The following is a 22,275-nucleotide window of genomic DNA, read 5'->3' as shown; positions in this document are numbered from 1 at the left end:
GCACTGGCGTCGCCTGTACCAAGCGATTGTCTGCTCCCAGCCCTTCACGAGGCGAGCAGGATTGTTTATATTTGAACAATAGAGGCGAAATGCGCCGTGGCCCACATGCTAGGCTGGCGCCAAGGATGGAGACCGCCATGACCGCATGCATCGTTGGCTGGGCGCATTCGCGCTTCGGCAAGCTCGAGGGCGAAACGCTCGAGAACCTCATCGTCAAGGTCGCTACGGACGCGCTCGACCATGCCGGCATCGGTCCCGACGAGGTCGACGAGATCGTGCTCGGCCACTTCAATGCCGGCTTTTCGGCACAGGATTTTACCGCCAGCCTGGTGCTGCAGGCCGACGACCGGCTGCGCTTCAAGCCGGCGACGCGCGTCGAGAACGCTTGCGCCACCGGATCGGCGGCGGTCCGCCAGGGCATCCGTGCCATCGACGCGAATGCCGCTCGCATCGTGCTGGTGGTCGGCGCGGAGCAGATGACGACAACGCCGGGGCCGGAGATCGGCAAAAACCTGCTCAAGGCGTCCTATCTGCCCGAGGACGGCGAGACACCGGCGGGTTTCGCTGGCGTCTTCGGCAAGATCGCGCAGGCCTATTTTCAGCGCTACGGCGACCAGTCGGATGCGCTGGCCATGATTGCCGCCAAGAACCACAAGAACGGCGTCGATAATCCCTATGCGCAGATGCGCAAGGATTTCGGCTATGAGTTCTGCCGCCAGGAGAGCGAGAAGAACCCGTTCGTTGCCGGCCCGCTGAAGCGCACCGATTGCTCGCTGGTCTCCGATGGCGCTGCCGCCCTTATCCTCGCCGACACCGCGACGGCACTGAAGATGCGCCGTGCCGTTGCCTTCCGCGCCAACGAGCATGTGCAGGATTTCCTGCCGATGTCGAAGCGCGACATCCTGACCTTCGAAGGCTGCGAACAGGCCTGGACCCGGGCGCTCAAGAACGCCGGCGTGACGCTCGACGATCTCTCCTTCGTCGAAACGCATGACTGCTTCACCATTGCCGAACTGATTGAATATGAGGCGATGGGCCTTGCCAAGCCGGGAGAGGGGGCCAAGCTGGCGCTGGACGGCACAACGGCTAGGGATGGTCGCCTGCCGGTCAATCCATCCGGCGGGCTGAAGGCCAAGGGCCATCCGATCGGCGCCACGGGCGTGTCCATGCATGTCTTGACCGCCATGCAGCTTGTCGGCGAGGCCGGCGGCATCCAGGTGCCGGGCGCAAAACTTGGCGGCATCTTCAACATGGGCGGTGCGGCGGTGGCCAACTACGTTTCCATTCTCGACCGGATCAGATAAACCGCCCGCATTTACGGGAGGGTTCATGACAAATCCGGTTCTGATCGAAGTGTTGCGCGGCGCGGTCGTCGAGAGCGCGCATCGCGGCTCAGTCGCGGTCTTCGATGGCGACGGCAAGCCTGTCTGGGAGATCGGCGACACGGCCAAGCCGGTGTTTCCGCGCTCGGCGGTCAAGGCGATCCAGGCATTGCCGCTGGTCGAAAGCGGGGCGGCCGATGCCTATGGTTTCGGCAACCGCGAACTGGCGCTTGCCTGTGCGTCCCATTCGGGCGAGCCGGCCCATGTCGAACTGGCGCGATCCATGCTGGCCAAGGCCGGGCTGGACGGTTCGGCTCTCGAATGCGGCACGCATTGGCCGTCCAATCATGATGCTGAGATTGCACTCGCCCGCGGCGGCGGCTCGCCGAACGCATTGCACAACAATTGTTCCGGCAAGCATTCCGGCTTCCTCTGCACCTGCGTCCACGCCGGCATTGCACATCGCGGCTATGTCAAGCCGGGACACGGCCTGCAGGAGATGGTGCGCGATGCCATGCAGTCGGTCACGGGCGCTGTCCATGGTGAGGACCAGCGAGCCATCGATGGCTGTTCGATCCCAACCTATGCGGTGCCGCTCAGGAGCTTCGCGCTCGGCTTTGCCCGCATGGCCACGACATCAGGTTTTGGCCCAGAGCGAGCCAAGGCTGCAAAGCGGCTGCTTTCCGCCTGCATGGCCGAGCCCTTCTTGGTTGCCGGCAGCGGCCGCGAAGACGTCGCGCTGATGCAGGCCGCACCAGGGCGGATTTTCACCAAAGGCGGCGCCGAGGGCGTCCATTGTGCCGCAATTCCGGAGCTCGGTCTCGGCATCGCGCTCAAATGCGACGATGGCGCCGGCCGCGCCGGTGAAGCCATGGCTGCCGCCGTCCTTGCCAAACTGTTGCGCGCCGACGAGGCCTTGGCGTTCAAGCTGAGCGAATTGGCAAACACGCCCATCGAAAACCGCAACGGTGCCAAGGTCGGGGCGCTGAGGCCGACAGCAGCCCTCAACTGACGTGATTGCGCTCGACGGTCAGATGCGCATAGCCGGTATTGTCCGATGACGTGAGATCGCCAGTCGCCGGTTCGGCCCAGCGCTGGCCGACAATGGCGCCGTTCAGCGCACCGTCGATGACATTGTCTGAAATGATGGCCGTACCGGCGCCCTCGACCACGGATACGACGATCCCGGTTCCGGCCTTGCGAATGATGTTGCCGGTGGCGACGACATTGCGCAGGTACGGGCCCCAGCCGATCTGCATGCCATAGAGCGGCGTGTTCTCGATGACGTTGTTGGAAACGGTTGTGTCGGCTTCGACGCCGATGCCAACGCCAAACCCTGGCGAGTCGGCGGGGTAGGGGCCGCTGGTCGACAGATTGCGCACAATGTTGCCCGAGCAGACGCCCATGCGGCCGCCTTCGTTGAAATTGACGATCGAGATGCCGTTGGCGGCACCGTCGACGATGTTGTTGCTGATGATGGCGCCTTCGAACGAGAATTCGGAATAGACCGCCGTTTCGCCCGAGCGCGAGCAGGTGTTGCCCGATATCTGCAGGTTGCTGGCGCTGTTGGCCCGGATCGCCGAGAAGGCGCAGTCCGAGACGATGTTGCCCGAGATTACGACATTGCCGGCGCGAAAGGCATTGATGCCGTTGCCGTTCTGCCCGGTTCCGCCGCCGCGTGCCTGGATCCGTTGGACGCGGTTGCCGGTGACCATGGTGCCGTCTTCCGCCGCCTGCCAGCGGTGCACGAGGATGCCGCCATTGGCGCAATCGGAGACGGTGTTGCCCGTGATAGACAGCCCGCCAGCCTCGACCGAGTAAATGCCGGCATCGGCGGCACCCGATATCTCGCTGCGCTCGACCCCGCCCGCCGCATGTTCCAGCGCCAGTCCGTTCTTGCCGCTGCCGGTGATCTGGCAATTGTCGATGGCGAGGTGCGCGATACGGCGCAGATCGAGCAGCCCTTGCGTGTAATCGCCCATCGTGCGGTTCGAACCATCGAAGACCAGACCGCTAAGTTCGATATGGTCGGCCTGTTCGGCCATGAACAGGTGGCCGTCACCGCCGTAAACGATGCGCGTCGCGCCCGGCACGCCGGAAAGACGCACGCGGCCGGGCAGCGAAAGATTGGAGACGACATAGGTGCCGGGCGGCAGGAATATCGGCATGTCGCGGCTGTTTGCGTCACGCAGGAGTTTGGCGAAGGCCTTGCTCTGATCGTCTGATGTGCCGGGCTGCACGCCGAGGTCGGTGGCATTGATCGAGCCGCGGATCGAGGCTTTCTCGATGCCAGTCAGGTTTGCGGCCACCGCCTTGCCAAGCGCAAGCCCCATGACGGCAAAGCCGGCGGTCCCGGTCAGCAGCGTTCGTCTGTTCAACATCGGCACAGAATCCCAGCGTTCAAGCCTGCTTATCGCAGGAATCGTGCCAGCCGTTCTGTCTCTCCTGCCGAGCGCGCGACAATGGCTTGTCGAGCAGCCTCTGCGGGCCTAAGTTCAGGAAATGAGCAGAGCTTTCACCCGCGAGGAAGACAGCGAAAATGCCATTGCCGGTGTAGGTGAACGGCCAGTCAGCCACCATCGCAATCTGGTGACGGAACGCGGCCTGGCGATGATCGACGAGAATCTTGCCGATCTGCGCGACATACTGGCGAAGGCCGAGCGCAAAGCCGACCGCGAGCGCATCGCGGTCGTGTCGCGCGACCTGCGCTATTGGACCGCCCGGCGTGAAAGCGCCGAACTCTCCGCACCGGAGCCGGGCAGCGACGTGGTGCGCTTCGGCATGGGCGTCACGATCGAAGGCGACGACGGCAGGAAGGTGCACTGGAAAATTGTCGGCGAGGACGAAGCCGATCCGGCCAAGGGTAGCATTTCGCATGTTTCGCCGATGGCCATGGCCCTGTTCGGCAAGAAGGTCGGCGACTTGGCCAGCGTCAACGGCAAGGAATGGGAAATCGTCAAGCTGTCCGAGAGCTAATCCTCGAGCTTGACGACATGGTCGCGGAAGAAAGCCGCGGCTCCAGTTTCATCGATCTCGCCAGCAGCGACCATCAAGACCAGTTGAATGACGTCCTGCTGGTCGGCCTCGACGCTCAATCCGTTGAAATAAAGAAACAGATCGGCCGCTGCAAAGGCAGTACGTTTGTTGCCGTCAACGAACGGATGATTTTTGGCGATGCCGAACAGGTATGCCGCCGCCAGTTCGCAAAGATCCGGATCGCCATAAATCTCTCGCTGCTGTGGACGGGAGAGCGCCGACTCCAGCATGCCTTCATCACGTATGCCTGCCGCCCCGCCGTGCAGGCGCAACTGCTCAGCGTGAAGCGACTCCACGAACTCCCTCAAATGATGCTCGGTCATTTCGCGAGCGCACGGTAGGCAACCTCGTACTTTTTCATCCGCTCGCGTGCGATCTTCATCTTACGCTCGAATTCCTCGGCGCTGTCTTCGGTGCGACGCAAACGAAGCTCTTCACCTTCCTGAACGATGACGATGCTGTCGCCTGCCTTCATGTTCAGACGATCGAGCAACTCCTTGGGCAGGATCACACCCTCGGAATTGCCGATCTTGCGAATGGTCGTGTTCATGACAGATATCCTGTTGCAACGCAGATTATAACTCGACCGGCGAGAAGTTGCAACAGATATTATAACAAGTCTAGGCCAGCAGCCGGTCCAACAAACGATCCGCTGCTTCCGGTATGACCGTGCCCGGCGGGAAGATCTCGGCAGCTCCCGCCTGCCGCACCGCGTCATAGTCTTGCGGCGGGATGACGCCGCCGGCGACGATCAGCATGTCGCCGCGGCCGAGCTTTTTCAGCGCGTCACGTAGTTCGGGGATCAGCGTCAGATGTCCCGCCGCCAGCGACGAGGCGCCGACGATGTGGACGTCCTGTGCGACCGCCAGCCTGGCGATCTCATCCGGTGTCTGGAACATCGCGCCGACGGTGACGTCGAAGCCGAGATCGGCGAAGGCCGTGGCGATGACCTTCTGGCCACGGTCGTGGCCGTCCTGACCCATCTTGGCGACCAGGATGCGCGGCTTGCCGCCGGTCTTCTTCTCGAAGGCGTCAAGCTTGTCCTGCAGACCCTCGACCACGGGATGATCGCCAAGCGCCTTGCGATAGACCCCGGAAATGGTCTGCACCGTGGCGACGTGGCGCCCAAACGCCCTTTCCAACGCGAATGAAATCTCGCCGACCGTGGCATTGGCGCGCGCGGCTCGGATGGCGAATTCCAGCAGGTTTTCATTGCCTTGCGCGGCACGGGTCAGCGCATCGAGCGCGCTTTCGACGGCGGCGACGTCGCGCGTGCCCTTCAGCCGTTGCAGCTTCGACAATTGCCGCGCCCTGACTTCGGCATTGTCGATCTTCAGCACGTCGACCTCGATGTCGGACTCGGGCCGATGGGCATTGACGCCGACCAGCATCTGCTCACCGGAATCGATGCGCGCCTGCGTGCGTGCGGCGGCTTCCTCGATGCGCAGCTTGGGTATGCCCTGTTCGGTCGCAGCGGCCATGCCGCCGAGCGCCTCGACCTCCTCGATATGGGCAAGGGCGCGCGCCGCCAGATCATGCGTCAGCCGTTCGAGATAGGCCGAACCGCCCCACGGGTCGATGATGCGCGTGGTGCCGGATTCCTTTTGCAGGATGAGCTGCGTGTTGCGGGCGATCCGCGCCGAATGGTCGGTCGGCAGCGCCATCGCCTCGTCGAAGGAATTGGTGTGCAGCGACTGGGTATGGCCCTGCGTTGCAGCCATCGCCTCGATCATGGTGCGGATGATGTTGTTGTAGGGATCCTGCGCCGTCAGCGACCAGCCAGAAGTCTGGCAATGGGTGCGCAGCGACAGCGAGCGCTCGTCCTTGGGCGAAAAATTCTTCTGCATCAGGGTCGCCCACAACAGGCGCGCAGCCCGCAGCTTGGCGACTTCCATGAAGAAATTCATGCCGATGGCCCAGAAGAAGGACAGGCGAGGCGCAAAGCGGTCGATGTCGAGGCCCGCCGCGACGCCGGCGCGGGCATACTCGATGCCATCGGCGATCGTGTAGGCGAGCTCAAGGTCGGCCGTCGCGCCGGCCTCCTGCATGTGATAGCCGGAGATCGATATCGAATTGAACTTCGGCATGTTCTTCGATGTGTATGAGAAGATGTCCGACACGATCCGCATCGAAGGTTTCGGCGGATAGATGTAGGTGTTGCGGACCATGAATTCCTTCAAAATGTCGTTCTGAATGGTCCCGGCGAGATCCTTCTGCGCAACGCCTTGTTCTTCCGCAGCGACGATGTAAAGCGCCATGATCGGCAGCACCGCGCCGTTCATCGTCATCGATACCGTCATCTCGTCGAGCGGAATGCCGTCGAAGAGCTGCCGCATGTCGAGGATGGAATCGATGGCGACGCCCGCCATGCCGACATCGCCGGCAACGCGCGGATGATCGCTGTCATAGCCGCGATGCGTGGCGAGATCGAAGGCGACCGACAACCCTTTCTGGCCGGCGGCAAGGTTGCGTCGGTAAAAAGCGTTGGAATCTTCGGCCGTCGAGAAACCGGCATATTGCCGGATCGTCCAGGGCTGCTGGACATACATGGTCGGGTAGGGGCCGCGCACGAAGGGCGGCAGGCCGGGATAGGTGTCGAGATGCGGCAGCCCCTTGAGATCGCTTTGATTGTACAGATGCTTGGCAATGAGCCCTTCCGGCGTGGTCCGCTGGCCTTTGACCTCGACAGGCGTGCGGCGTGGCGGGATCCAGCCGATCTGGCCGAAGTCCGGGATCAAGAGCCGGCTCCGATCGATTGGTCGATGCGGACTGGAAACAGCGGCTCGCAGACGGCAACGCCTTCGGTGAAGGCCGGTCGCCGTTCCGCCGCCAGCGTCTCGACCGGGCGTTCGTCTTTTGATGGATAGAGCGTGGTGCCGATGATGGCCCGTTCACCTGTGCGGTAGGCTGCATTGCGCTGCTCCGCCGCTGCGTGGACGCGCTTCTGGATGTGTCCGTCCTGAAGGCTGGACAGGACACCGCCCTCGGCTTCGATCGTCTGCAATTCCGCCCAGGCCAGCTCGCACAATTCCATGGTCAGCGCCTCGACAGCGCCGGAACCATAGGCGGGATCGGCGACATGATCGATATGGCTTTCATTGGCCATGATCAGCTGCGTGTTGCGGGCAACACGACGTGCAAAACCCGCCGGCAGACCATGCGCGATCGTGTGCGGCAGGATGGAGATCGAATCGGCGCCGCCGCACGCCGCAGCAAAGCATGCAATGGTGGTGCGCAGGATGTTGGTCTCCGGGTCCATCGCCGTCATCATGCGAAACGACGTCTCGGCATGGATACTGGCCGTGGATGTCGGGATCGAACAAGCCTCCTGCACCCGCGCCCAGAGCCTGCGCAGCGCCCGCATCTTGGCTATCGACAGCAACTGGTCCTGGTCGACGCTGAGTGCAAAACCGATATGAGGCGCAGCATAGACAAGCGGCTGCCGCGCCGTCTCGAACATTCTGAGATAGGAGACAGCCGAAGCCAGCATGATGCCAAGTTCCTGCGCTTCCGTGGCGCCGGCATTGTGGAACACGCGCCCGTCAGCTTCCAGCAGCACGCCCGGAACGCCCATCGCGAAGAAATGCGCCAGCGACTGCGGCATGGAGGCCTGCAGCGCCTCGATAGACATGCGCAGCCGACCGGTTCCCGCGAAGATCGCCGCTGGATCGATGCCGAAGGAGAGGTTGAGTTTTGCCGGGTCCGACCGCCGCTTGCTCAGGAAAGCGACCAGCCAGTCGGCCACGGCGCGGCTCCAGGGATGGGCGTCGATGCGAACCTGGATGCGGTTGAGCGGTATGCCGTCCAGCACCGCCTCCAACGCCTCCGCCGTTCTCGGCAAGCCGTATCCGAACGCGTTCGGCGCCCCTTCGAAGACCAGCGACAATCCCGTGGCACCTTGTGCAACATCCTCCAGCGCTTGGCTTCTGGCGCGGTTGATGTCGGGATCGTCGACTCGCTGGCTGACGATCCATGGCGATTTCGGGTTTGCGCGCACGATCGGTTCCGCCGCGGTGCTGCGGTCGTAGAGCGGTTCGATACGGATGTTGTCGTCGCTGTGCGAGACCAGCCTTTCCTCGAAGGAAGCGCCTGCCAATGCCTTTTCCGCCAAGGCGAGCCATCGCTGGCGCTCGGCGTTCTCGGGTTCCACGTCCTGGATCAAGGCTCCGGCGCCCATCCGTCCTCCTCGTTTCATGCGGCCGCACCAGCCGGGAGTGGTTCAGTCTACGGTCCCCGGTCCGATATCGCAATGCAATGCGCTTCCAGAGACCGGATTCGATCCATCAGATATAGGTCAGTCCGCGTGGACGACGATTGCCAAACAGCGGCAAAATCCGCAAGCTCCAAAAACCCGATTTGAACGAATGGCCCGGATTTGGACGAATGGCCCCGATTTGGACGAATGGCATTGTCGCTGTGCAATGGCCTCACTATACCTGCGGCAAGGCCACTGGCTTTAGACATCAGTTTGCGGAGACCGTGCATATGGCTGACAACACCAGTATTTTCATCGGCGCCAGCCGCAAGCCCGACGACAGCTATCAGCGTGCCGAGCAGCTGTTGCTGCAATATGGGAATCGTCATGGCCTGGTGACGGGCGCCACCGGTACCGGCAAGACAGTCACCTTGCAGATCCTGGCCGAAGGATTTTCCAACGCCGGCGTGCCGGTGTTCTGCGCTGACATCAAGGGGGACCTGTCGGGCATCGCGATGATGGGCACGGCACAGGATTTCCTCGTCAAGCGGGCCGAACAGGTCAAGCTCGATCCTTATGACTTCCAGGAATTCCCCGTTATCTTCTGGGACTTGTTCGGCGAGCAGGGTCATCCGATCCGCGCCACGGTTTCGGAGATGGGGCCGTTGTTGCTGTCGCGTCTGATGAACCTGACCGAGGCGCAGGAAGGCATCATGAACATCGCCTTCCGCCTGGCTGACGAGGAAGGTCTGCTGCTGCTCGACATGAAGGACCTGCAGGCGCTCTTGGCCAACATCGCCGAGCGTGCCGACGAGATCGGCTCACGCTACGGCAACGTGACGAAGCCATCGGTCGGGGCGATCCAGCGCACGCTGCTGGTCCTGGAGCAGCAGGGGGCCGCAAATTTCTTCGGCGAACCGGCACTGCGTATCGCCGATATCATGCGCACCACCCGTGACGGACGCGGCGCCATCAGCGTGCTTGCCGCCGACAAGCTGATGATGAATCCGCGGCTCTACGCGACCTTCCTGCTATGGCTGATGTCGGAACTGTTCGAGGTGCTGCCGGAAGTCGGCGACCCCGACAAGCCGAAGCTGGTGTTCTTTTTCGACGAGGCGCATCTTCTGTTCGACGAAGCACCCAAGGTGCTGATCGATCGCGTCGAACAAGTGGTCCGACTGATCCGCTCGAAAGGCGTCGGCGTCTATTTCGTCACGCAGAACCCTTTGGATATCCCTGAAAAGGTTCTGGCCCAGCTCGGCAATCGCGTCCAGCACGCGCTGCGCGCCTATACGCCGCGTGAGCAGCAGGCAGTCCGGACGGCAGCCGAGACGTTCCGGCCAAATCCCGATTTTGACTGCATGACCGCCATTACTCAGCTTGCCACAGGCGAAGCGCTGGTCTCGACGCTTGAGGCCAAGGGTGTTCCGTCCATGGTGCAGCGGACGCTTATCCGCCCGCCATCCTCGCGGCTTGGACCCATAACTGCCGCTGAGCGGCAAAAGCTGATCCAGGAAAGCCCGGTCGCCGGCCAGTACGATCAGGCCGTTGATCGCGAGTCGGCTTTCGAAATGCTGCAAAAAAAGGCCAAGGACGCGCAGGATGCCGAAGAGCAGGCCCAGCAGGCCGGCAGCGGCGGCTCGCGCTGGACCATTCCGGGCTTCGGCAATGACGATCCCGCGCCGCGATCCGGTGGCAGGCGCACATCTGCACCGCGCCCGTCCAGCCGCCAGACCGTGGCCGAGGCGGCGATCAAGTCCGTGGTGCGCTCCGTCGGCTCGTCGGTCGGCCGGGCAATCGTGCGCGGGATATTGGGCAGTCTTTCCAGAGGGCGGTGAGCTTCGGATCTGAGGCAGGGGCATCCGCTTTGGCGAAATGCCCGTGGCTTGGAGCCGCATCGGATAGGCGGCATTGGGACAGCCGGTTTTGGCGGAAAGACGTTGGCCGGTTCGAGGAGGGCCCGAACCGACCTTTTCTGCGTCAGGTCGCTTCGAGCACCATGTTGAGTGGGGTCTGGGCAGCCCGCCGGACACGAGAGAACCCACCTGACCGGATCACGTCCGTCAGCCGGTTCTCTCCTGCTTGAGCTCCGAGCGCGAGGCCCGTCTCCTGTGCCAGTGATGTGGGAACGCAGATCATCGTCGAGGCCGAGTAGTACAGCCGTCCGACCGGATTGATATTTTCCTCCAGAGTATCTCCCGCCATGGGTTCGACGATCATCCAGGTGCCGCCCTCTTTTAGCGATTTGCGAATATGCACCGCCGCGGCCTTTGGGTCGCCCATATCGTGCAGGCAGTCGAAGCAGGTGATCAGATCGAAGTCGCGCCCGCCAAAATCCTGGGCCCGGCCGACCTCGAAATTCAGGTTCGTCAGTCCATACGACCGGGCATGCGCGGTCGCGGCGGCAATCGAGGCCGGATGGAAGTCGTAACCTATGAAGCGGGAGGCGGGGAACGCCTGCGCCATCAGGATCGTCGACAGACCGTGCCCACATCCAACGTCGGCCACCGATGCCCCTGCCTTCAACGTGGCGACGACTCCGTCAAGCGCCGGTAGCCAGTCCTTCACCAGGGCATTGACATAACCCGGCCGAAACAGACGTGACACGGCGCAGAACAGACACCCTGCCTGATCGCCCCAGGCAACGCCTCGCCCGGTCTTGAAAGCCGATTCCACTTTTGGCTGGTTCTCGACCATAGCAGCCGCGGTATCGAACCCGCCAATCAGATGGACCGGGCTGTCGGGTTCGGCAAATACGAATGACTGCTCGGGCGTCAACGAAAACCGTCCATGTTCATAGTGCACGTAGCCGGACGCCGCCTGCGCCGACAGCCATTCGCGAACGTAGCGACGCGCGCATCCTGCAGCATCGGCAAGTTCGTCGGCCTTCGCAGGGCCGATTTCCTTGAGCGTTTTGTAAAGACCCAGCGCATCTCCGATCCGAACCAACGGCACGCTGACCGCACCACCAAGGTCGCCCAAAACGCGGCCTACCAATTCATTGAGCCTGGTTTCATTGAGTTGCGTCATGTCGGGTTCCTCCTGATCTTCGGACGACGGCTTGTCGCTCCGCCGATTCCGAGGATGAGACCCCCTCTGATGATGGGCATGATGCAGCAGTCCCGTGGGGGAAGTGAAAGCGAATGCAAATAGGGACAGAAGTCCCTTATTTGTGGTCTGCGAGGAACTCAATCGGGCTGGGGCGCTCGCTCTCTGTCGGACAGCGTCATCACGATTGCCTGCGATCGGCTGTGGACGCCGAGCTTGCTGAAAATCATCAACAGTTGATTGCGCACGGTCTTCACGCTCTTGCTCAAGCGCTGCGCGATCGCGCGGTTGTCCAGCCCCTGTTTGACCAGATCCAGAAGCGCCGCCTCGGCAGGTGTCAGGCCGGCCTCTCGGATTGCGCGCGGCTGCCTGGGCCGCTCATGTCCGAGGAAGGCATCGAGTTCATCCTGGAACACCTTCCAGGCTGGCTCGGTCGGCAGGAGAACATGATTCTTGCTTTCAAGCGGCAGGAAGCGCGCTCCAGGGATCGCTGCGGCAAGCTTGCAGCCTTCATCGAACGGCACGCGCATGTCCCCGCGGCTGTGCGCGATCAACGTCGGGACGCGGAGTTTCACCGCGAGGTCGAGGACGTCGATCCCCTGCATCTGCCAGAGCAGGCGGGCGGCTACGTCGGCGCTTGCCGTCACGCGCTCAAGATCGCCCCACCAGCGGTGCTGTTCTTGTGTCCCGTTGGGAATGAAAAGGTTGGTGAAGAACTGGCAGAACGCAGGATTTTCGCGTCCCCAGCCAATGCGCACGAAATTGACGAGTGTTTCGGCTTCCAACCGCTCGGCCTCGGTCTGCGCTCGAACTCTCGCACCCTGGCCGTAGGCATTCAGCAGCACCAGATGCGACACCCGCTCAGGATGCCGCAGCGCATAGGCGATGCTGAGAGCGCCGCCTTGCGAAAGACCGAGCAGAACGAAACTTGGCTGCTCGATGGTCGCCGTCACGGCGTCCAGGTCTGCGTGCCACGCTTCGATCGAGAGGTCGGCGACATGGCGATCCGACAGACCGCAACCGCGTGGATCGTAGCGCACAAACTGGTTGTGGGCCGAAAGGGCCTGGAGCCATGGCCGCCAAACCGGGCTTTCGAGATCATAATCGACATGGCTCAGCCAGTGCGCCGCCCGAACGATCACCTTGCCTTCCCCGCATGATGCGACAGCGATGCGGGTACCGTCCTCGGACGTGCAGAACCGTATGCTCTGGCTGAGTTTCATCACCACAGAATATCGCAGTGGGCCGCCACGCGACAGACCGGTCTCCGCCGATGCAGAATCGGTTCCGTTTCAGAGAGACAATCCGGTGAAGGAGCGTCGTAACCGCCGCCCCTTCGCCTGCTCAGAAGATCGAATTGGTAATCGCCTTGACCGGTCCAAGTAGCACCGAACCGTCCGGCACGCCGGCGTCGATCGGGATCGCCTGTCGGTTGGCCGTCGCCACCATGGGTTGGCTGGCGTCGCTGGTCACGACGACCGGCGTCTTCGAGGGCACGCGATCATAGAGGTCGATAATGTCCTGGTTCATCAGACGCACGCAGCCTGACGATACCGACTTGCCGATCGACCGCCATTCAGGCGAGCCGTGCAGACGATAGAGCGTGTCGACATTGCCCTGGAACAGATAGAGCGCGCGTGCGCCGAGCGGGTTCTTGAGGCCGCCGGGCATGCCGCCATTGTCGGCGCTGTAGGGCTTCAATTCCGGCTGGCGGGCTATCATTTCGTCCGGCGGCGTCCACTTTGGCCATTTCTGCTTCCACTGAACGACGGCGTCGCCGGACCATTCGAAGCCGGCGCGGCCAAGGCCGACGCCGTAGCGTATCGCCTGACCGCCTGGACGAACCAGATAAAGGAAGTGGCCGGTGGTATCGACGACTATTGTTCCCGGCTTCTGTCCCGTCGGGTCGGGAACGATCTGACGCAGGAACTGCGGATCGATCTTGTCGATGGGGATGGCCGGCAAATCGAAGCCGCCGTCGCTGACTGCCGCGTACATCGTCACATAATCGGTCAGGGTCGGTTCGACATAGGCTGGCGGCGGCGGCTCGACCGGGCCCGGCCCGGTAGTGGCGCATGCGGAAACCGCGATCGAAGCGGCGCCCAGGGCTGCGGCGTTGAGAAAGCCGCGACGGCTCAGGCGAAAAGATTCGATTTCGGTTATGGACATGGTTGCCTTCTTTAAGTCTCAAATCGCAACAAAGCGTGAATTCGCCGACAGTTCCGCAGGGTGCCTGACAACACCTGGGGCGATAGGCGGTTCCGATTCTGGCCCGAACGTGGGCAAACAAAGGCGAAGCTGTGACCGAGCCGCTACTGTGGCGCCAGAGACACAGGTCTCCTAGCTGCCGGGCACAAGGGCTTCGAGCGACGGCAGTATAAGGGCCGGTGGGAAATCCTGGTATTCTTCGGGCTGGTTGGAACGGTTGATCCACACCGTGCGAAAGCCGAATTTGGTGGCGCCTGCAATGTCCCAGCGGTTGGAGGACTGGAAGGAAACCGCGCCGGGGTAGAGGCGCCAGCCGGTGGCGACCATATCGTAGACAGCCGGATCGGTCTTGAAGCGCCGCACCCTGTCGACGGAATAGATGTCATCCAGAACCTGGTCGAGCGCGGCGGATTTGACCGCTGCCTGCAGCATTTCGGGCGAACCGTTTGACAGAATCGCCAGCCTCGCTCCCGAAGCCTTGAGCGCCTTGAGCACGGCCGGCACTTCCGGATAGCAATCCAGCCGCCAGTAGGCATCCAGCAATATCGCCTTGAGACCGGGGTCGGCCGAGGGAACCTTGCGCAAGGCGAAATCGAGCGCCTGTTCGGTCAGTTGCCAGAAATCGGCATAGGCGCCCATCAGCGTGCGCACCCAGGAATATTCGAGCTGCTTGGCGCGCCAGATCTCGGACAACAATTGGCCGTCCGGCCCGATCCGGTCTGCATGACGGCGCACGGCGGCATGCACGTCGAACAGCGTGCCATAGGCGTCGAAGACATAGGCGGCGTATTGCATGACAACAGTTTTGAGGGCAGGTGCGACAAGGTGCAAGCTTTGATTGCATTGCGCCCCGGCACTGGCCTCAACAAAACTCCATGATGCCGGTTGACGGCGCCCGCCAAAGCATCTTCCAATGGCCGTCACACGAGACCGATTGAGGCGGGACGACACGATGACACTGGCGGCTGCGGCGCAATCCGCGACATGGACTTTCGTCGATGGTGATTGGCACGAGGGCAACGTCGCCATTCTGGGGCCGCGCAGCCACGCCATGTGGCTCGGCACTAGCGTGTTCGACGGTGGCCGCTGGTTCGAAGGCGTGGCGCCGGATCTCGACCTCCATGCCGCCAGGGTGAATTCCTCGGCGATCGCGCTCGGCCTGAAGCCGAACATGAGCGCCGACAAGATCGTCGGGCTGACATGGGATGGGTTGAAGAAGTTCGACGGCAAGACGGCGGTCTATATCAGGCCGATGTACTGGGCCGAGCATGGCGGCTATATGGGCGTGCCGGCCGATCCCGCCTCGACCCGCTTCTGCCTTTGCCTCTATGAATCACCGATGATTCCGGCGACTGGCTTTTCGGTGACCGTGTCGCCGTTCCGGCGTCCGACCATCGAAACCATGCCGACCAACGCCAAGGCCGGCTGCCTTTACCCCAACAACGGTCGGGCCATTCTCGAAGCCAAGATGCGCGGCTTCGACAACGCAATGGTGCTCGACATGCTGGGCAACGTCGCCGAGACCGGAACCTCGAACATCTTCCTGGTCAAGGACGGTCACGTCTTTACGCCTGCGCCGAACGGCACCTTCCTGTCCGGCATCACCCGCTCGCGCACGATAACGCTGCTCGGCGAATATGGCTTCAGGACCACGGAAAAGACGCTGTCGGTGCGAGATTTCCTCGAAGCGGACGAAATTTTTTCGACCGGGAACCATTCCAAGGTGGTGCCGGTCACGCGTATCGAGGATCGCAATCTGCAACCCGGGCCGGTGGCCAAAAAGGCGCGCGAACTCTATTGGACTTGGGCGCATTCGACTTCCCCTGCTTGAGCGGATAAAAAGGCGACCGACGCTTCATCCGGAGTTGTCCCAATCCATTCCAGACCTATCTTACTCCGGTATCGACACCGGATTTTTCCACGAGGGAGTACTATCCATGGCCTTTGAATTGCCCGCTCTGCCTTACGACTATGAGGCCTTGCAGCCTTACATGTCGAAAGAGACGCTGGAATATCACCACGACAAGCACCACAAGGCGTATGTCGATAACGGAAACAAGCTCGCCGCCGAGGCCGGCTTGGGTGATCTGTCGGTCGAAGAGGTGGTCAAGCAGTCGTTCGGCAAGAATGCCGGCCTCTTCAACAATGCTGCCCAGCACTACAACCATATCCATTTCTGGAAGTGGATGAAGAAAGGCGGCGGCGGCAACAAGCTGCCGGGCGCCTTGCAGAAGGCAGTCGATAGCGATCTTGGTGGCTATGACAAGTTCAAGGCCGACTTCATTGCCGCCGGCACGACTCAGTTCGGTTCCGGCTGGGCCTGGGTCTCGGTCAAGGATGGCAAGCTGGCGATCTCGAAGACGCCGAACGGCGAGAACCCGCTCGTTCATGGCGCGTCGCCGATCCTTGGCGTCGATGTCTGGGAGCACTCCTATTACATCGACTATCGCAACGCCCGGCCGAAATATCTCGAGGCGTTCGTCGATAGCCTGATCAACTGGGACCATGTCCTCGAATTGTACGAAAAGGCCTGATGCATGTTGCCCAAAAGTGCGCAGCGGTTTTGGGATAACGACATGCACGAAAACAAAGACTCAAACCGCGTCGTTCGAGTCCGCTTGAACACAGCGCGTTTGATGTCCTGATCGATCGTAGAGAAGCCCCGCGCGATGAACTGCTCCCCCGAAGGTTGATGCCCAACTTTCGGGGGGCAGTTCATCGAGCGGGGCTTTTCTTTTTCTGCGTCGAGATTCCCGTAACAACAAAGGTCTGGCAAAAATCATCAGGGGGAAGGGAATTTTCCCCCTGATGCATCCGTTAACGTCCTGTCCCGAAATGCCTTCATCATGGAGCCAATTGAATGAGAAAGCTTGTTATCGCCATCTCTATGCTCGCACTCGCGGCCTCGGCGGCTTTTGCCGACCCGATCCTCGATCGGCAGGCACTGATGAAGGAACGCGGAAAGATCGTCGGCGGCCTGTCGAAAGTGGTCAAGGGCGAGGAACCCTTTGATGCGGCGGCTGTGTTGACGCAACTTCAGGCGCTGCAGGCGAATGCCGACAAATTCGATGCCGATGCGCTGTTCCCGGCCGGCAACGACACCGGCGACACCACGGCCTCGCCGAAGATCTGGGAAGACATGGCTGGCTTCAAGGCAGCGGAGGACAAATATCTCGCCGACGTCAAGGCTGCGGTCGCTGCGGCTCCCGCCGATGCCGACGCGCTGAAGGCGCAAGTCGGCGCTATCGGCTCCGATTGCGGCACCTGCCATCAAGGCTACAGAATCAAGAAGGGCTGATCACCAGCCATGGCGTGGCTGAAAAAACTTGTCGGCGCCGTCGTCATTCTGGGCGGCGTCGGCGCGGTTGCCGGGTGGGTCCTGTCGGCGCCGGTGAGGCTCGACAGGGAAACTCTGGCCAAGCTCGGTCCTGGCGACGCTGCCAAGGGCAAGCGCATCTTTTATGCCGGCGGTTGCACATCCTGCCATGCAAAGCCGGGCTCACAGGGCGACACGCGGCTTCAGCTCGTTGGGGGCCTCGAACTCAAGACGCCCTTCGGAACCTTCGTGCCGCCCAACATTTCGCAAGATCCCAAGGACGGTATCGGCGCATGGTCTGTCGAGGACCTCGCCAATGCCATGCTGAAGGGCGTGTCGCCTTCTGGTGAGCATTTTTATCCGGCGTTTCCCTATGCATCCTACGCGCGCATGAATCCGGCCGACATTGGCGATCTCTATGCCTTCTTGAAGACGTTGCCGGCCGTCGCCGGCAAGGCGCCGGGCAATTCGCTCGATTTCCCCTTCGATATCCGCCGCGGCATCGGCCTGTGGAAATTGCTCTACCTCAGCGACCAGCCGGTTGTTGCCTTCCCCGAAGGCACGCCTGATCCGGTGATATCAGGCCGCTACCTGGTCGAAGGGCCAGGCCATTGCGGCGAATGCCACACGCCGCGCGATCTTGCGGGCGGCACGAAGAAGAACGAATGGCTGGCGGGCGCCGTGGCCGCGGAAGGCAGTGGCGTCGTGCCGAACATCACATCAGGCGAGGGCGGTCTCGCCGAATGGTCGGAGGCAGATATCGCCAACTATCTCGAAACCGGCTTCACGCCCGATTTCGATTCGGTCGGCGGCGCCATGGTCGACGTCCAGCGGAACATGGCCGAACTGACGCCGCAGGACCGTGCGGCCATCGCCGCCTATCTGAAGGCGATCCCGGCGCATCCAAACGGCTATCCGGCCCGCAAGAAGACGGCGAACTAGACCGGGTCTGCGGATAACAGGTGGCGGTCGCCGAGAAAATCGAAGCCCGTTTCGAAGAAATGGTTGTAGTTGCAGGTCAGCTCTTCGCCAGGCGCGATGTCGCGCAGCGCAAAGCTCTCCTCGGGTGAGGAGACGTCGCAGTTCGGCTCGTCGGCATGGTTCATATAGCGCGCGTCGTCGGCTTCGAAGACGATGTAGTTCGGATCGCGGCGGTCGGGATAGGAGTAGCGATCGAGATAGCTCTTCACCGGGCCGGCCACGCGCTCATAAGTCTCGACCTCGATGAGCCGATCGAACCTTGGGTCCAGCTTCCAGATCAGAGTGCCGCGAGGAATGTGGTTCTTGGCAAAGACGCCGATTCCCTGGATAGGCGATTTGTCGAGATAGACGTCGACGAGCAGCATAATGGACCTTTACGCGATTGGAGGCTGTCAGGCCGGGAAAAGCCGCGCACTGGGTAGCGCGCGGTCACCGCAATTGCGAGTGAAAATGAGCAACGGGAACTTCAAAAAGTCCTGATCAACCAGCCCTCCGGAAAGGGCGCGTCGATCATCGTCTGGAGTCAGCGTTGCTGCAGCGCCAGACGGACGCCCAAAGCGCAGTAGATGCCGCCGACAACTTTGCCCTGCCATCGTAACACTGACGGATTTCGGCGCAGGAGCGTGCCGAGCCGGCCAGCGCTCACGGCAAAGACGACCGTGCTGAAAAGGCCCAGTACGACGAAGATGACCCCCAACGCGGCCATCTGAAGCATCACCGTTCCGTTTTCAGGCCGCACGAACTGAGGCAGGAAGGCGAGGAAGAACAGAGCGGTTTTGGGGTTGAGCACTTCGGTCAGGACAGCCTGTCGAAACGCCTTGCCGGCAGAGATCGCAAGCGCGCCGGCAGCCGGATTGGCCGGTGTTTTCTCCATGATCGCGCGAATGCCGAGATAGATCAGGTAGGCCGCGCCGATGTACTTTATGACGATGAACAGCGTCGCCGACGCGGCGATGACCGCCGATATGCCGATCATCGCCATGACGGTGTGAAAGACATCGCCGGCAGCGATCCCGGCGCCCGTCGCGATGCCGACCTTGGTTCCGGAACTCGTTGCCCGGGCGATCGTCAGCAGGGTGGCGGGGCCTGGAATGAAGACGAAGCCGAAAACGACCGCGATGTAAGCGATCAGAGTGGTGAGGTCGATCATTTGTTGGTTGCTCCCGTAGGCTGCGCCTTGCCCATCACTTTCAGCGCGAAGGAATAGGTGTAGGCGATCTCTTCCAGCCGCGAAAACCGGCCGGAAGCGCCGGCATGGCCCGAATCCATGTTGATCTTGAACAGAACCGGATTGTCCCCGCTCTTGCGATCACGCAGGCGGGCCACCCATTTGGCCGGTTCCCAGTAGGTGACGCGCGGATCGGTGAGACCGGCCAGCGCCAGGATCGGCGGATAGTCGTGATCAGCGACATTGTCATAGGGCGAGTAGGCGGCAATGGTCCGGTAGTCGTCGGCGGACGCGATCGGATTGCCCCATTCGGGCCATTCCGGCGGCGTCAGCGGCAGGGTCGCATCGAGCATGGTGGTGAGCACATCGACGAAGGGAACCTCGGCGACAATGCCGCCAAAACAATCCGGCGCCATGTTGGCGACGGCACCCATCAGCATGCCGCCGGCCGAACCGCCCTGCGCGACGATACGGTCATGCGCCGTGTAACGCTCCGTGACCAGATGGCGCGCGACGGCGATGAAATCGGTGAACGTGTTCATCTTGTTCTCCCGCTTGCCCTCATCGTACCAGCCATAGCCCTTGTCCTTGCCGCCGCGAACGTGAGCGATGGCGAAGACGAAGCCACGGTCGACCAGCGAGAACCAGTTGGTGTTGAAGGCGGCCGGCACGGTGATGCCATAGGAGCCGTAGCCATAAAGCAGGCAAGGTGCGGATCCATCCAGCGGCGTGTCGCGATGATGCAAAAGCGAGATCGGCACCAGTTCGCCGTCGCTGGCCGGCGCCATCAGGCGCCGCGTGACATAGTGGTCCGCATCATGGCCGGACGGCACTTCCTGGGTCTTCAGCAGCACCCGCTCGCGGGTGCGCATATTGTAGTCGAACACCTGCGCCGGCGTCGTCATCGACGAGTAGGAAAAGCGCATGATCTCGGTGTCGTACTCATAAGAACCCGACAGTCCGAGCGAGAAGGCCTCCTCGTCGAGGGACAGAAGATGCTCCTCGCCGCTGATCCGGTCGCGCACGACGATGCGCGGCAGGCCTTCCTTGCGTTCGAGCCGGACCATGTGGTCCCTGAAGCCGATCACCGACAGGATCAGCCGACCGGGCTCATGCGGCACCAGTTCCTGCCAGTTGGCGCGCACGGGATCGCCCGCCGGTGCCGTCATGATCTTGAAGTCCTTGGCGCCGTCGGCATTGGTCAGGATGAAGAAGATATCGCCGCCTTCTTCCAACTCGTACTGAAGGCCAATCTCGCGCGGCGACACCAGTTTCGGCTCGGCAAACGGATCGTCGGCGCGCATCAGGCGGTATTCCGAGGTCTCGTGATCGTTGATGCCGATCATGATCCACTCGTTGTTGCGGGTGCCGTCGACATTCATGAAGAAGCCGGGATCGGTTTCCTCATAGATCAGCCGGTCGCTTTGCGGGCTGTCGCCAAGCGCATGGAACAGCACCTTCGACGGGCGGTGGTTGGGATCGAGACGTGTATAGAAGAAGCCGTCATTGCCAGCGTTCCAGACACCTGAACCGCCGGTGTCGGGGATCTGGTCCGCAAGCTCCCTGCCGTCGGCAAGGTCACGCACGCGAAGCGTGTAGAATTCGGAGCCCTTGTCGTCGAATGCCCAAAGCAGCCTTGCGTGGTCGGCCGAATGGTCGACGCCGCCAAGACGGAAATAGGCCTTGCCCGCGGCCTCCGCGTCGCCATCGAGCAGGATATGCTCGGCGCCGCCGTCGCGTGGCATGCGGAAATAGCGCGGCTGCTCGCCACCAAGCTTGAAGGACGAGCCATAGGCATAGGGTCCGTCCTTCATCGGCACGGAAGAATCGTCTTCCTTGATACGGCCCTTCATCTCCTTGAAAAGCTGCTTCTGCAGTTCGGCCGTGTCGGCCATCAGCTTCGACTGGTACGCGTTCTCCGCCTCGAGTTCTGCGCGGATTCCCGCATCGAGCAATGACGGGTCGCGGAACATCTCCTGCCAGTTGCCGGCCCGCAGCCAGGCATAGTCGTCGGTTCGCGTGATGCCGTGATGCGTGTCGGAAACCGGCCGCTTCTCGGGCGTAGGCGGGCTGACGATCGGAAATATGGATGTCTTGGTCATTGCGTCTCGCTTTGCCAGTATCTTGAATGGGCCAGTATCTTGAATAGGCCAGTATCTTGAATGGACCATCTCAAATGGAATATCTTGAACGGCGAATGAACACGCCGCTCAGGGCAGGTTCAAGAGCCACAGCGTATGGGTTGTGTCGGCTCCAGGAGATGAGCCGGGAGGAGAGATGATGACTATTTGGTCTCGGACTGCTGCGGCTTTCGCCGTTGCTTCACTAACTCTGGCCTTTGCCGGCCAGTCTCATGCGACCGTATTCGCGGCTTGGCAAGTGGCCAATGTGCCGTTCGGCGATACGCTCAATGTACGCAAATACCCTTCGGGCACATCCCAGAAGCAGGCGGGATATCCGAACGGGACCGTTCTGCAGATGACCGGGCGATGCACCGGCGGAATAAACCTGCTCGACATCGCCAACCAGCCGGCATGGAAACAGGAACAGAAGATTCGCTATCGCTGGTGCGAAGTCTGGCATGATCCGGCCCAGAACGGCAATTTCATCACCGGCTGGGCCTATGGCAAATACATCACCCCGCATTGATTGACGCGGCAGCAATCAGCCGATCGGTTGGATGACAGGCATGCATGATTGCTTGCGTATGACCACGGCAACCTACGGTTTTGTGGATAAATGTGAACAACCAATATTGCTCGGGCGATAGCCAAGCAAGATCAAACATTAAAACCCGTGTCGTGAGTTGCCACGAATGTAACGGCGATCTGACGTTACGTCAGCCGCCGCCGGCGGGAGCGCGAAATATCGATAAATTACACAATGCACGAAAGATTGAAGCTGATCGTGGAATAATTGATCAATATCGTTCAATATAGCGTAAGGGCCGAATTGACTTACTTGGTCTGCGCGCTCATTGATGTGCCCGCGACACGAATCG

The 22,275-nt window shown here is 61.6% G+C and carries 21 protein-coding genes; 9 read left to right on the top strand and 12 right to left on the bottom strand.

The genetic code is table 11. From position 1 onward, the window contains the following. Positions 1 to 137: 137 nt before the first annotated feature. The gene (locus NKI99_RS04265) at positions 138 to 1,304 is read left to right on the top strand and encodes an acetyl-CoA acetyltransferase (protein ID WP_127292472.1); all 1,167 of its coding nucleotides are present in this window, start codon (positions 138 to 140) and stop codon (positions 1,302 to 1,304) included. Positions 1,305 to 1,329: 25 nt separating this feature from the next. Beyond that, on the top strand, positions 1,330 to 2,334 hold the full coding sequence (locus tag NKI99_RS04260) for an asparaginase (protein ID WP_352441316.1): 1,005 nt from the start codon (positions 1,330 to 1,332) through the stop codon (positions 2,332 to 2,334). On the opposite strand, the gene NKI99_RS04255 is transcribed toward NKI99_RS04260, so the two are convergent. Next, on the bottom strand, positions 2,327 to 3,703 hold the full coding sequence (locus NKI99_RS04255) for a TIGR03808 family TAT-translocated repetitive protein (protein WP_352441315.1): 1,377 nt from the start codon (positions 3,701 to 3,703) through the stop codon (positions 2,327 to 2,329). The two genes, NKI99_RS04260 and NKI99_RS04255, sit on opposite strands and share 8 nt — an antisense overlap. Positions 3,704 to 3,824: 121 nt before the next feature. Between NKI99_RS04255 and greA the strand changes: the two genes are divergently transcribed. Continuing rightward, entirely contained in the window at positions 3,825 to 4,298 is a 474-nt protein-coding gene (gene greA, locus NKI99_RS04250) for a transcription elongation factor GreA (protein ID WP_352441314.1), read from the top strand. On the opposite strand, the gene NKI99_RS04245 is transcribed toward greA, so the two are convergent. The 4 genes from NKI99_RS04245 to NKI99_RS04230 form a co-directional block, all read right to left on the bottom strand. Next, positions 4,295 to 4,681, bottom strand: a complete 387-nt coding sequence (locus NKI99_RS04245; RefSeq protein WP_352441313.1) for a type II toxin-antitoxin system death-on-curing family toxin — start codon at positions 4,679 to 4,681, stop codon at positions 4,295 to 4,297. The genes greA and NKI99_RS04245 overlap by 4 nt on opposite strands. Next, on the bottom strand, positions 4,678 to 4,908 hold the full coding sequence (locus NKI99_RS04240) for an AbrB/MazE/SpoVT family DNA-binding domain-containing protein (RefSeq protein WP_023760503.1): 231 nt from the start codon (positions 4,906 to 4,908) through the stop codon (positions 4,678 to 4,680). The genes NKI99_RS04245 and NKI99_RS04240 overlap by 4 nt, the downstream gene beginning before the upstream one ends. Positions 4,909 to 4,978: 70 nt before the next feature. Further along, complete coding sequence (gene scpA, locus NKI99_RS04235) at positions 4,979 to 7,096, bottom strand: methylmalonyl-CoA mutase (protein ID WP_023812773.1); 2,118 nt, start codon at positions 7,094 to 7,096, stop codon at positions 4,979 to 4,981. Then, positions 7,093 to 8,535 (bottom strand): methylmalonyl-CoA mutase subunit beta, encoded by a 1,443-nt coding sequence (locus NKI99_RS04230; protein WP_352609878.1) that lies wholly within the window; start codon positions 8,533 to 8,535, stop codon positions 7,093 to 7,095. The genes scpA and NKI99_RS04230 overlap by 4 nt, the downstream gene beginning before the upstream one ends. Before the next feature lie 308 nt (positions 8,536 to 8,843). Here NKI99_RS04230 and NKI99_RS04225 point away from each other — a divergent pair, with 308 nt between their 5' ends. After that, positions 8,844 to 10,391: a helicase HerA-like C-terminal domain-containing protein gene (locus tag NKI99_RS04225; protein WP_352609877.1), complete on the top strand. Its 1,548-nt coding sequence runs from the start codon at positions 8,844 to 8,846 to the stop codon at positions 10,389 to 10,391. 142 nt (positions 10,392 to 10,533) lie between these two features. Here the strand turns inward: NKI99_RS04225 and NKI99_RS04220 are convergent, their stop codons facing one another. The 4 genes from NKI99_RS04220 to NKI99_RS04205 form a co-directional block, all read right to left on the bottom strand. Beyond that, positions 10,534 to 11,583: a class I SAM-dependent methyltransferase gene (locus NKI99_RS04220; protein ID WP_352609876.1), complete on the bottom strand. Its 1,050-nt coding sequence runs from the start codon at positions 11,581 to 11,583 to the stop codon at positions 10,534 to 10,536. A gap of 158 nt (positions 11,584 to 11,741) precedes the next feature. Beyond that, positions 11,742 to 12,824: an alpha/beta fold hydrolase gene (locus NKI99_RS04215; RefSeq protein ID WP_352609875.1), complete on the bottom strand. Its 1,083-nt coding sequence runs from the start codon at positions 12,822 to 12,824 to the stop codon at positions 11,742 to 11,744. Between the two features lie 121 nt (positions 12,825 to 12,945). After that, positions 12,946 to 13,770, bottom strand: coding sequence for a L,D-transpeptidase (locus tag NKI99_RS04210; protein WP_352609874.1), 825 nt, complete (start codon positions 13,768 to 13,770; stop codon positions 12,946 to 12,948). A 171-nt stretch (positions 13,771 to 13,941) separates the two neighbouring features. Further along, positions 13,942 to 14,604, bottom strand: a complete 663-nt coding sequence (locus NKI99_RS04205; protein ID WP_023812779.1) for a haloacid dehalogenase type II — start codon at positions 14,602 to 14,604, stop codon at positions 13,942 to 13,944. 157 nt (positions 14,605 to 14,761) lie between these two features. Here NKI99_RS04205 and NKI99_RS04200 point away from each other — a divergent pair, with 157 nt between their 5' ends. The 4 genes from NKI99_RS04200 to NKI99_RS04185 all read left to right on the top strand — a co-directional run bounded on the left by NKI99_RS04200 (position 14,762) and on the right by NKI99_RS04185 (position 18,067). Beyond that, entirely contained in the window at positions 14,762 to 15,640 is an 879-nt protein-coding gene (locus NKI99_RS04200) for a branched-chain amino acid aminotransferase (RefSeq protein ID WP_352609872.1), read from the top strand. Positions 15,641 to 15,746: 106 nt separating this feature from the next. Beyond that, on the top strand, positions 15,747 to 16,343 hold the full coding sequence (locus NKI99_RS04195) for a superoxide dismutase (RefSeq protein WP_023812781.1): 597 nt from the start codon (positions 15,747 to 15,749) through the stop codon (positions 16,341 to 16,343). A 326-nt stretch (positions 16,344 to 16,669) separates the two neighbouring features. Further along, positions 16,670 to 17,107, top strand: coding sequence for a c-type cytochrome (locus tag NKI99_RS04190; protein WP_352609870.1), 438 nt, complete (start codon positions 16,670 to 16,672; stop codon positions 17,105 to 17,107). A 9-nt stretch (positions 17,108 to 17,116) separates the two neighbouring features. Then, on the top strand, positions 17,117 to 18,067 hold the full coding sequence (locus NKI99_RS04185) for a cytochrome c (RefSeq protein ID WP_023812783.1): 951 nt from the start codon (positions 17,117 to 17,119) through the stop codon (positions 18,065 to 18,067). Here NKI99_RS04185 and NKI99_RS04180 read toward each other — a convergent pair. The 3 genes from NKI99_RS04180 to NKI99_RS04170 form a co-directional block, all read right to left on the bottom strand. Beyond that, positions 18,064 to 18,471: an SET domain-containing protein gene (locus NKI99_RS04180; RefSeq protein ID WP_023812784.1), complete on the bottom strand. Its 408-nt coding sequence runs from the start codon at positions 18,469 to 18,471 to the stop codon at positions 18,064 to 18,066. The genes NKI99_RS04185 and NKI99_RS04180 overlap by 4 nt on opposite strands. Positions 18,472 to 18,629: 158 nt before the next feature. After that, on the bottom strand, positions 18,630 to 19,256 hold the full coding sequence (locus NKI99_RS04175; RefSeq protein WP_023812785.1) for a LysE family translocator: 627 nt from the start codon (positions 19,254 to 19,256) through the stop codon (positions 18,630 to 18,632). Continuing rightward, positions 19,253 to 21,376, bottom strand: a complete 2,124-nt coding sequence (locus NKI99_RS04170; RefSeq protein ID WP_352609869.1) for a S9 family peptidase — start codon at positions 21,374 to 21,376, stop codon at positions 19,253 to 19,255. Before NKI99_RS04170 ends, NKI99_RS04175 begins: the two co-directional genes overlap by 4 nt. A 178-nt stretch (positions 21,377 to 21,554) precedes the next feature. Here NKI99_RS04170 and NKI99_RS04165 point away from each other — a divergent pair, with 178 nt between their 5' ends. Then, a complete protein-coding gene (locus NKI99_RS04165; protein ID WP_023812787.1) occupies positions 21,555 to 21,923 on the top strand; it encodes an SH3 domain-containing protein in 369 nt (122 codons plus the stop codon). Positions 21,924 to 22,275 lie beyond the last annotated feature (352 nt).

Source organism: Mesorhizobium sp. M0239 (assembly GCF_040321815.1).
GTDB lineage: Bacteria > Pseudomonadota > Alphaproteobacteria > Rhizobiales > Rhizobiaceae > Mesorhizobium.
Note: the sequence above shows the minus strand (reverse complement) of the source record. Positions and strands in the feature narration are given on the sequence as shown.

Excerpts from the sequence above, each read along its gene's own strand:
- greA (WP_352441314.1), top strand. The coding sequence starts at position 3,825 with ATGAGCAGAGCTTTCACCCGCGAGGAAGACAGCGAAAATGCCATTGCC.
- NKI99_RS04180 (WP_023812784.1), bottom strand. The coding sequence starts at position 18,471 with ATGCTGCTCGTCGACGTCTATCTCGACAAATCGCCTATCCAGGGAATC.
- NKI99_RS04175 (WP_023812785.1), bottom strand. The coding sequence starts at position 19,256 with ATGATCGACCTCACCACTCTGATCGCTTACATCGCGGTCGTTTTCGGC.
- NKI99_RS04205 (WP_023812779.1), bottom strand. The coding sequence starts at position 14,604 with ATGCAATACGCCGCCTATGTCTTCGACGCCTATGGCACGCTGTTCGAC.
- NKI99_RS04230 (WP_352609878.1), bottom strand. The coding sequence starts at position 8,535 with ATGGGCGCCGGAGCCTTGATCCAGGACGTGGAACCCGAGAACGCCGAG.
- NKI99_RS04255 (WP_352441315.1), bottom strand. The coding sequence starts at position 3,703 with ATGTTGAACAGACGAACGCTGCTGACCGGGACCGCCGGCTTTGCCGTC.
- NKI99_RS04170 (WP_352609869.1), bottom strand. The coding sequence starts at position 21,376 with ATGACCAAGACATCCATATTTCCGATCGTCAGCCCGCCTACGCCCGAG.
- NKI99_RS04240 (WP_023760503.1), bottom strand. The coding sequence starts at position 4,908 with ATGAACACGACCATTCGCAAGATCGGCAATTCCGAGGGTGTGATCCTG.
- NKI99_RS04220 (WP_352609876.1), bottom strand. The coding sequence starts at position 11,583 with ATGACGCAACTCAATGAAACCAGGCTCAATGAATTGGTAGGCCGCGTT.
- NKI99_RS04185 (WP_023812783.1), top strand. The coding sequence starts at position 17,117 with ATGGCGTGGCTGAAAAAACTTGTCGGCGCCGTCGTCATTCTGGGCGGC.
- NKI99_RS04200 (WP_352609872.1), top strand. The coding sequence starts at position 14,762 with ATGACACTGGCGGCTGCGGCGCAATCCGCGACATGGACTTTCGTCGAT.
- NKI99_RS04165 (WP_023812787.1), top strand. The coding sequence starts at position 21,555 with ATGACTATTTGGTCTCGGACTGCTGCGGCTTTCGCCGTTGCTTCACTA.
- NKI99_RS04190 (WP_352609870.1), top strand. The coding sequence starts at position 16,670 with ATGAGAAAGCTTGTTATCGCCATCTCTATGCTCGCACTCGCGGCCTCG.
- NKI99_RS04195 (WP_023812781.1), top strand. The coding sequence starts at position 15,747 with ATGGCCTTTGAATTGCCCGCTCTGCCTTACGACTATGAGGCCTTGCAG.
- NKI99_RS04265 (WP_127292472.1), top strand. The coding sequence starts at position 138 with ATGACCGCATGCATCGTTGGCTGGGCGCATTCGCGCTTCGGCAAGCTC.
- NKI99_RS04215 (WP_352609875.1), bottom strand. The coding sequence starts at position 12,824 with ATGAAACTCAGCCAGAGCATACGGTTCTGCACGTCCGAGGACGGTACC.
- NKI99_RS04210 (WP_352609874.1), bottom strand. The coding sequence starts at position 13,770 with ATGTCCATAACCGAAATCGAATCTTTTCGCCTGAGCCGTCGCGGCTTT.
- NKI99_RS04245 (WP_352441313.1), bottom strand. The coding sequence starts at position 4,681 with ATGACCGAGCATCATTTGAGGGAGTTCGTGGAGTCGCTTCACGCTGAG.
- NKI99_RS04225 (WP_352609877.1), top strand. The coding sequence starts at position 8,844 with ATGGCTGACAACACCAGTATTTTCATCGGCGCCAGCCGCAAGCCCGAC.
- NKI99_RS04260 (WP_352441316.1), top strand. The coding sequence starts at position 1,330 with ATGACAAATCCGGTTCTGATCGAAGTGTTGCGCGGCGCGGTCGTCGAG.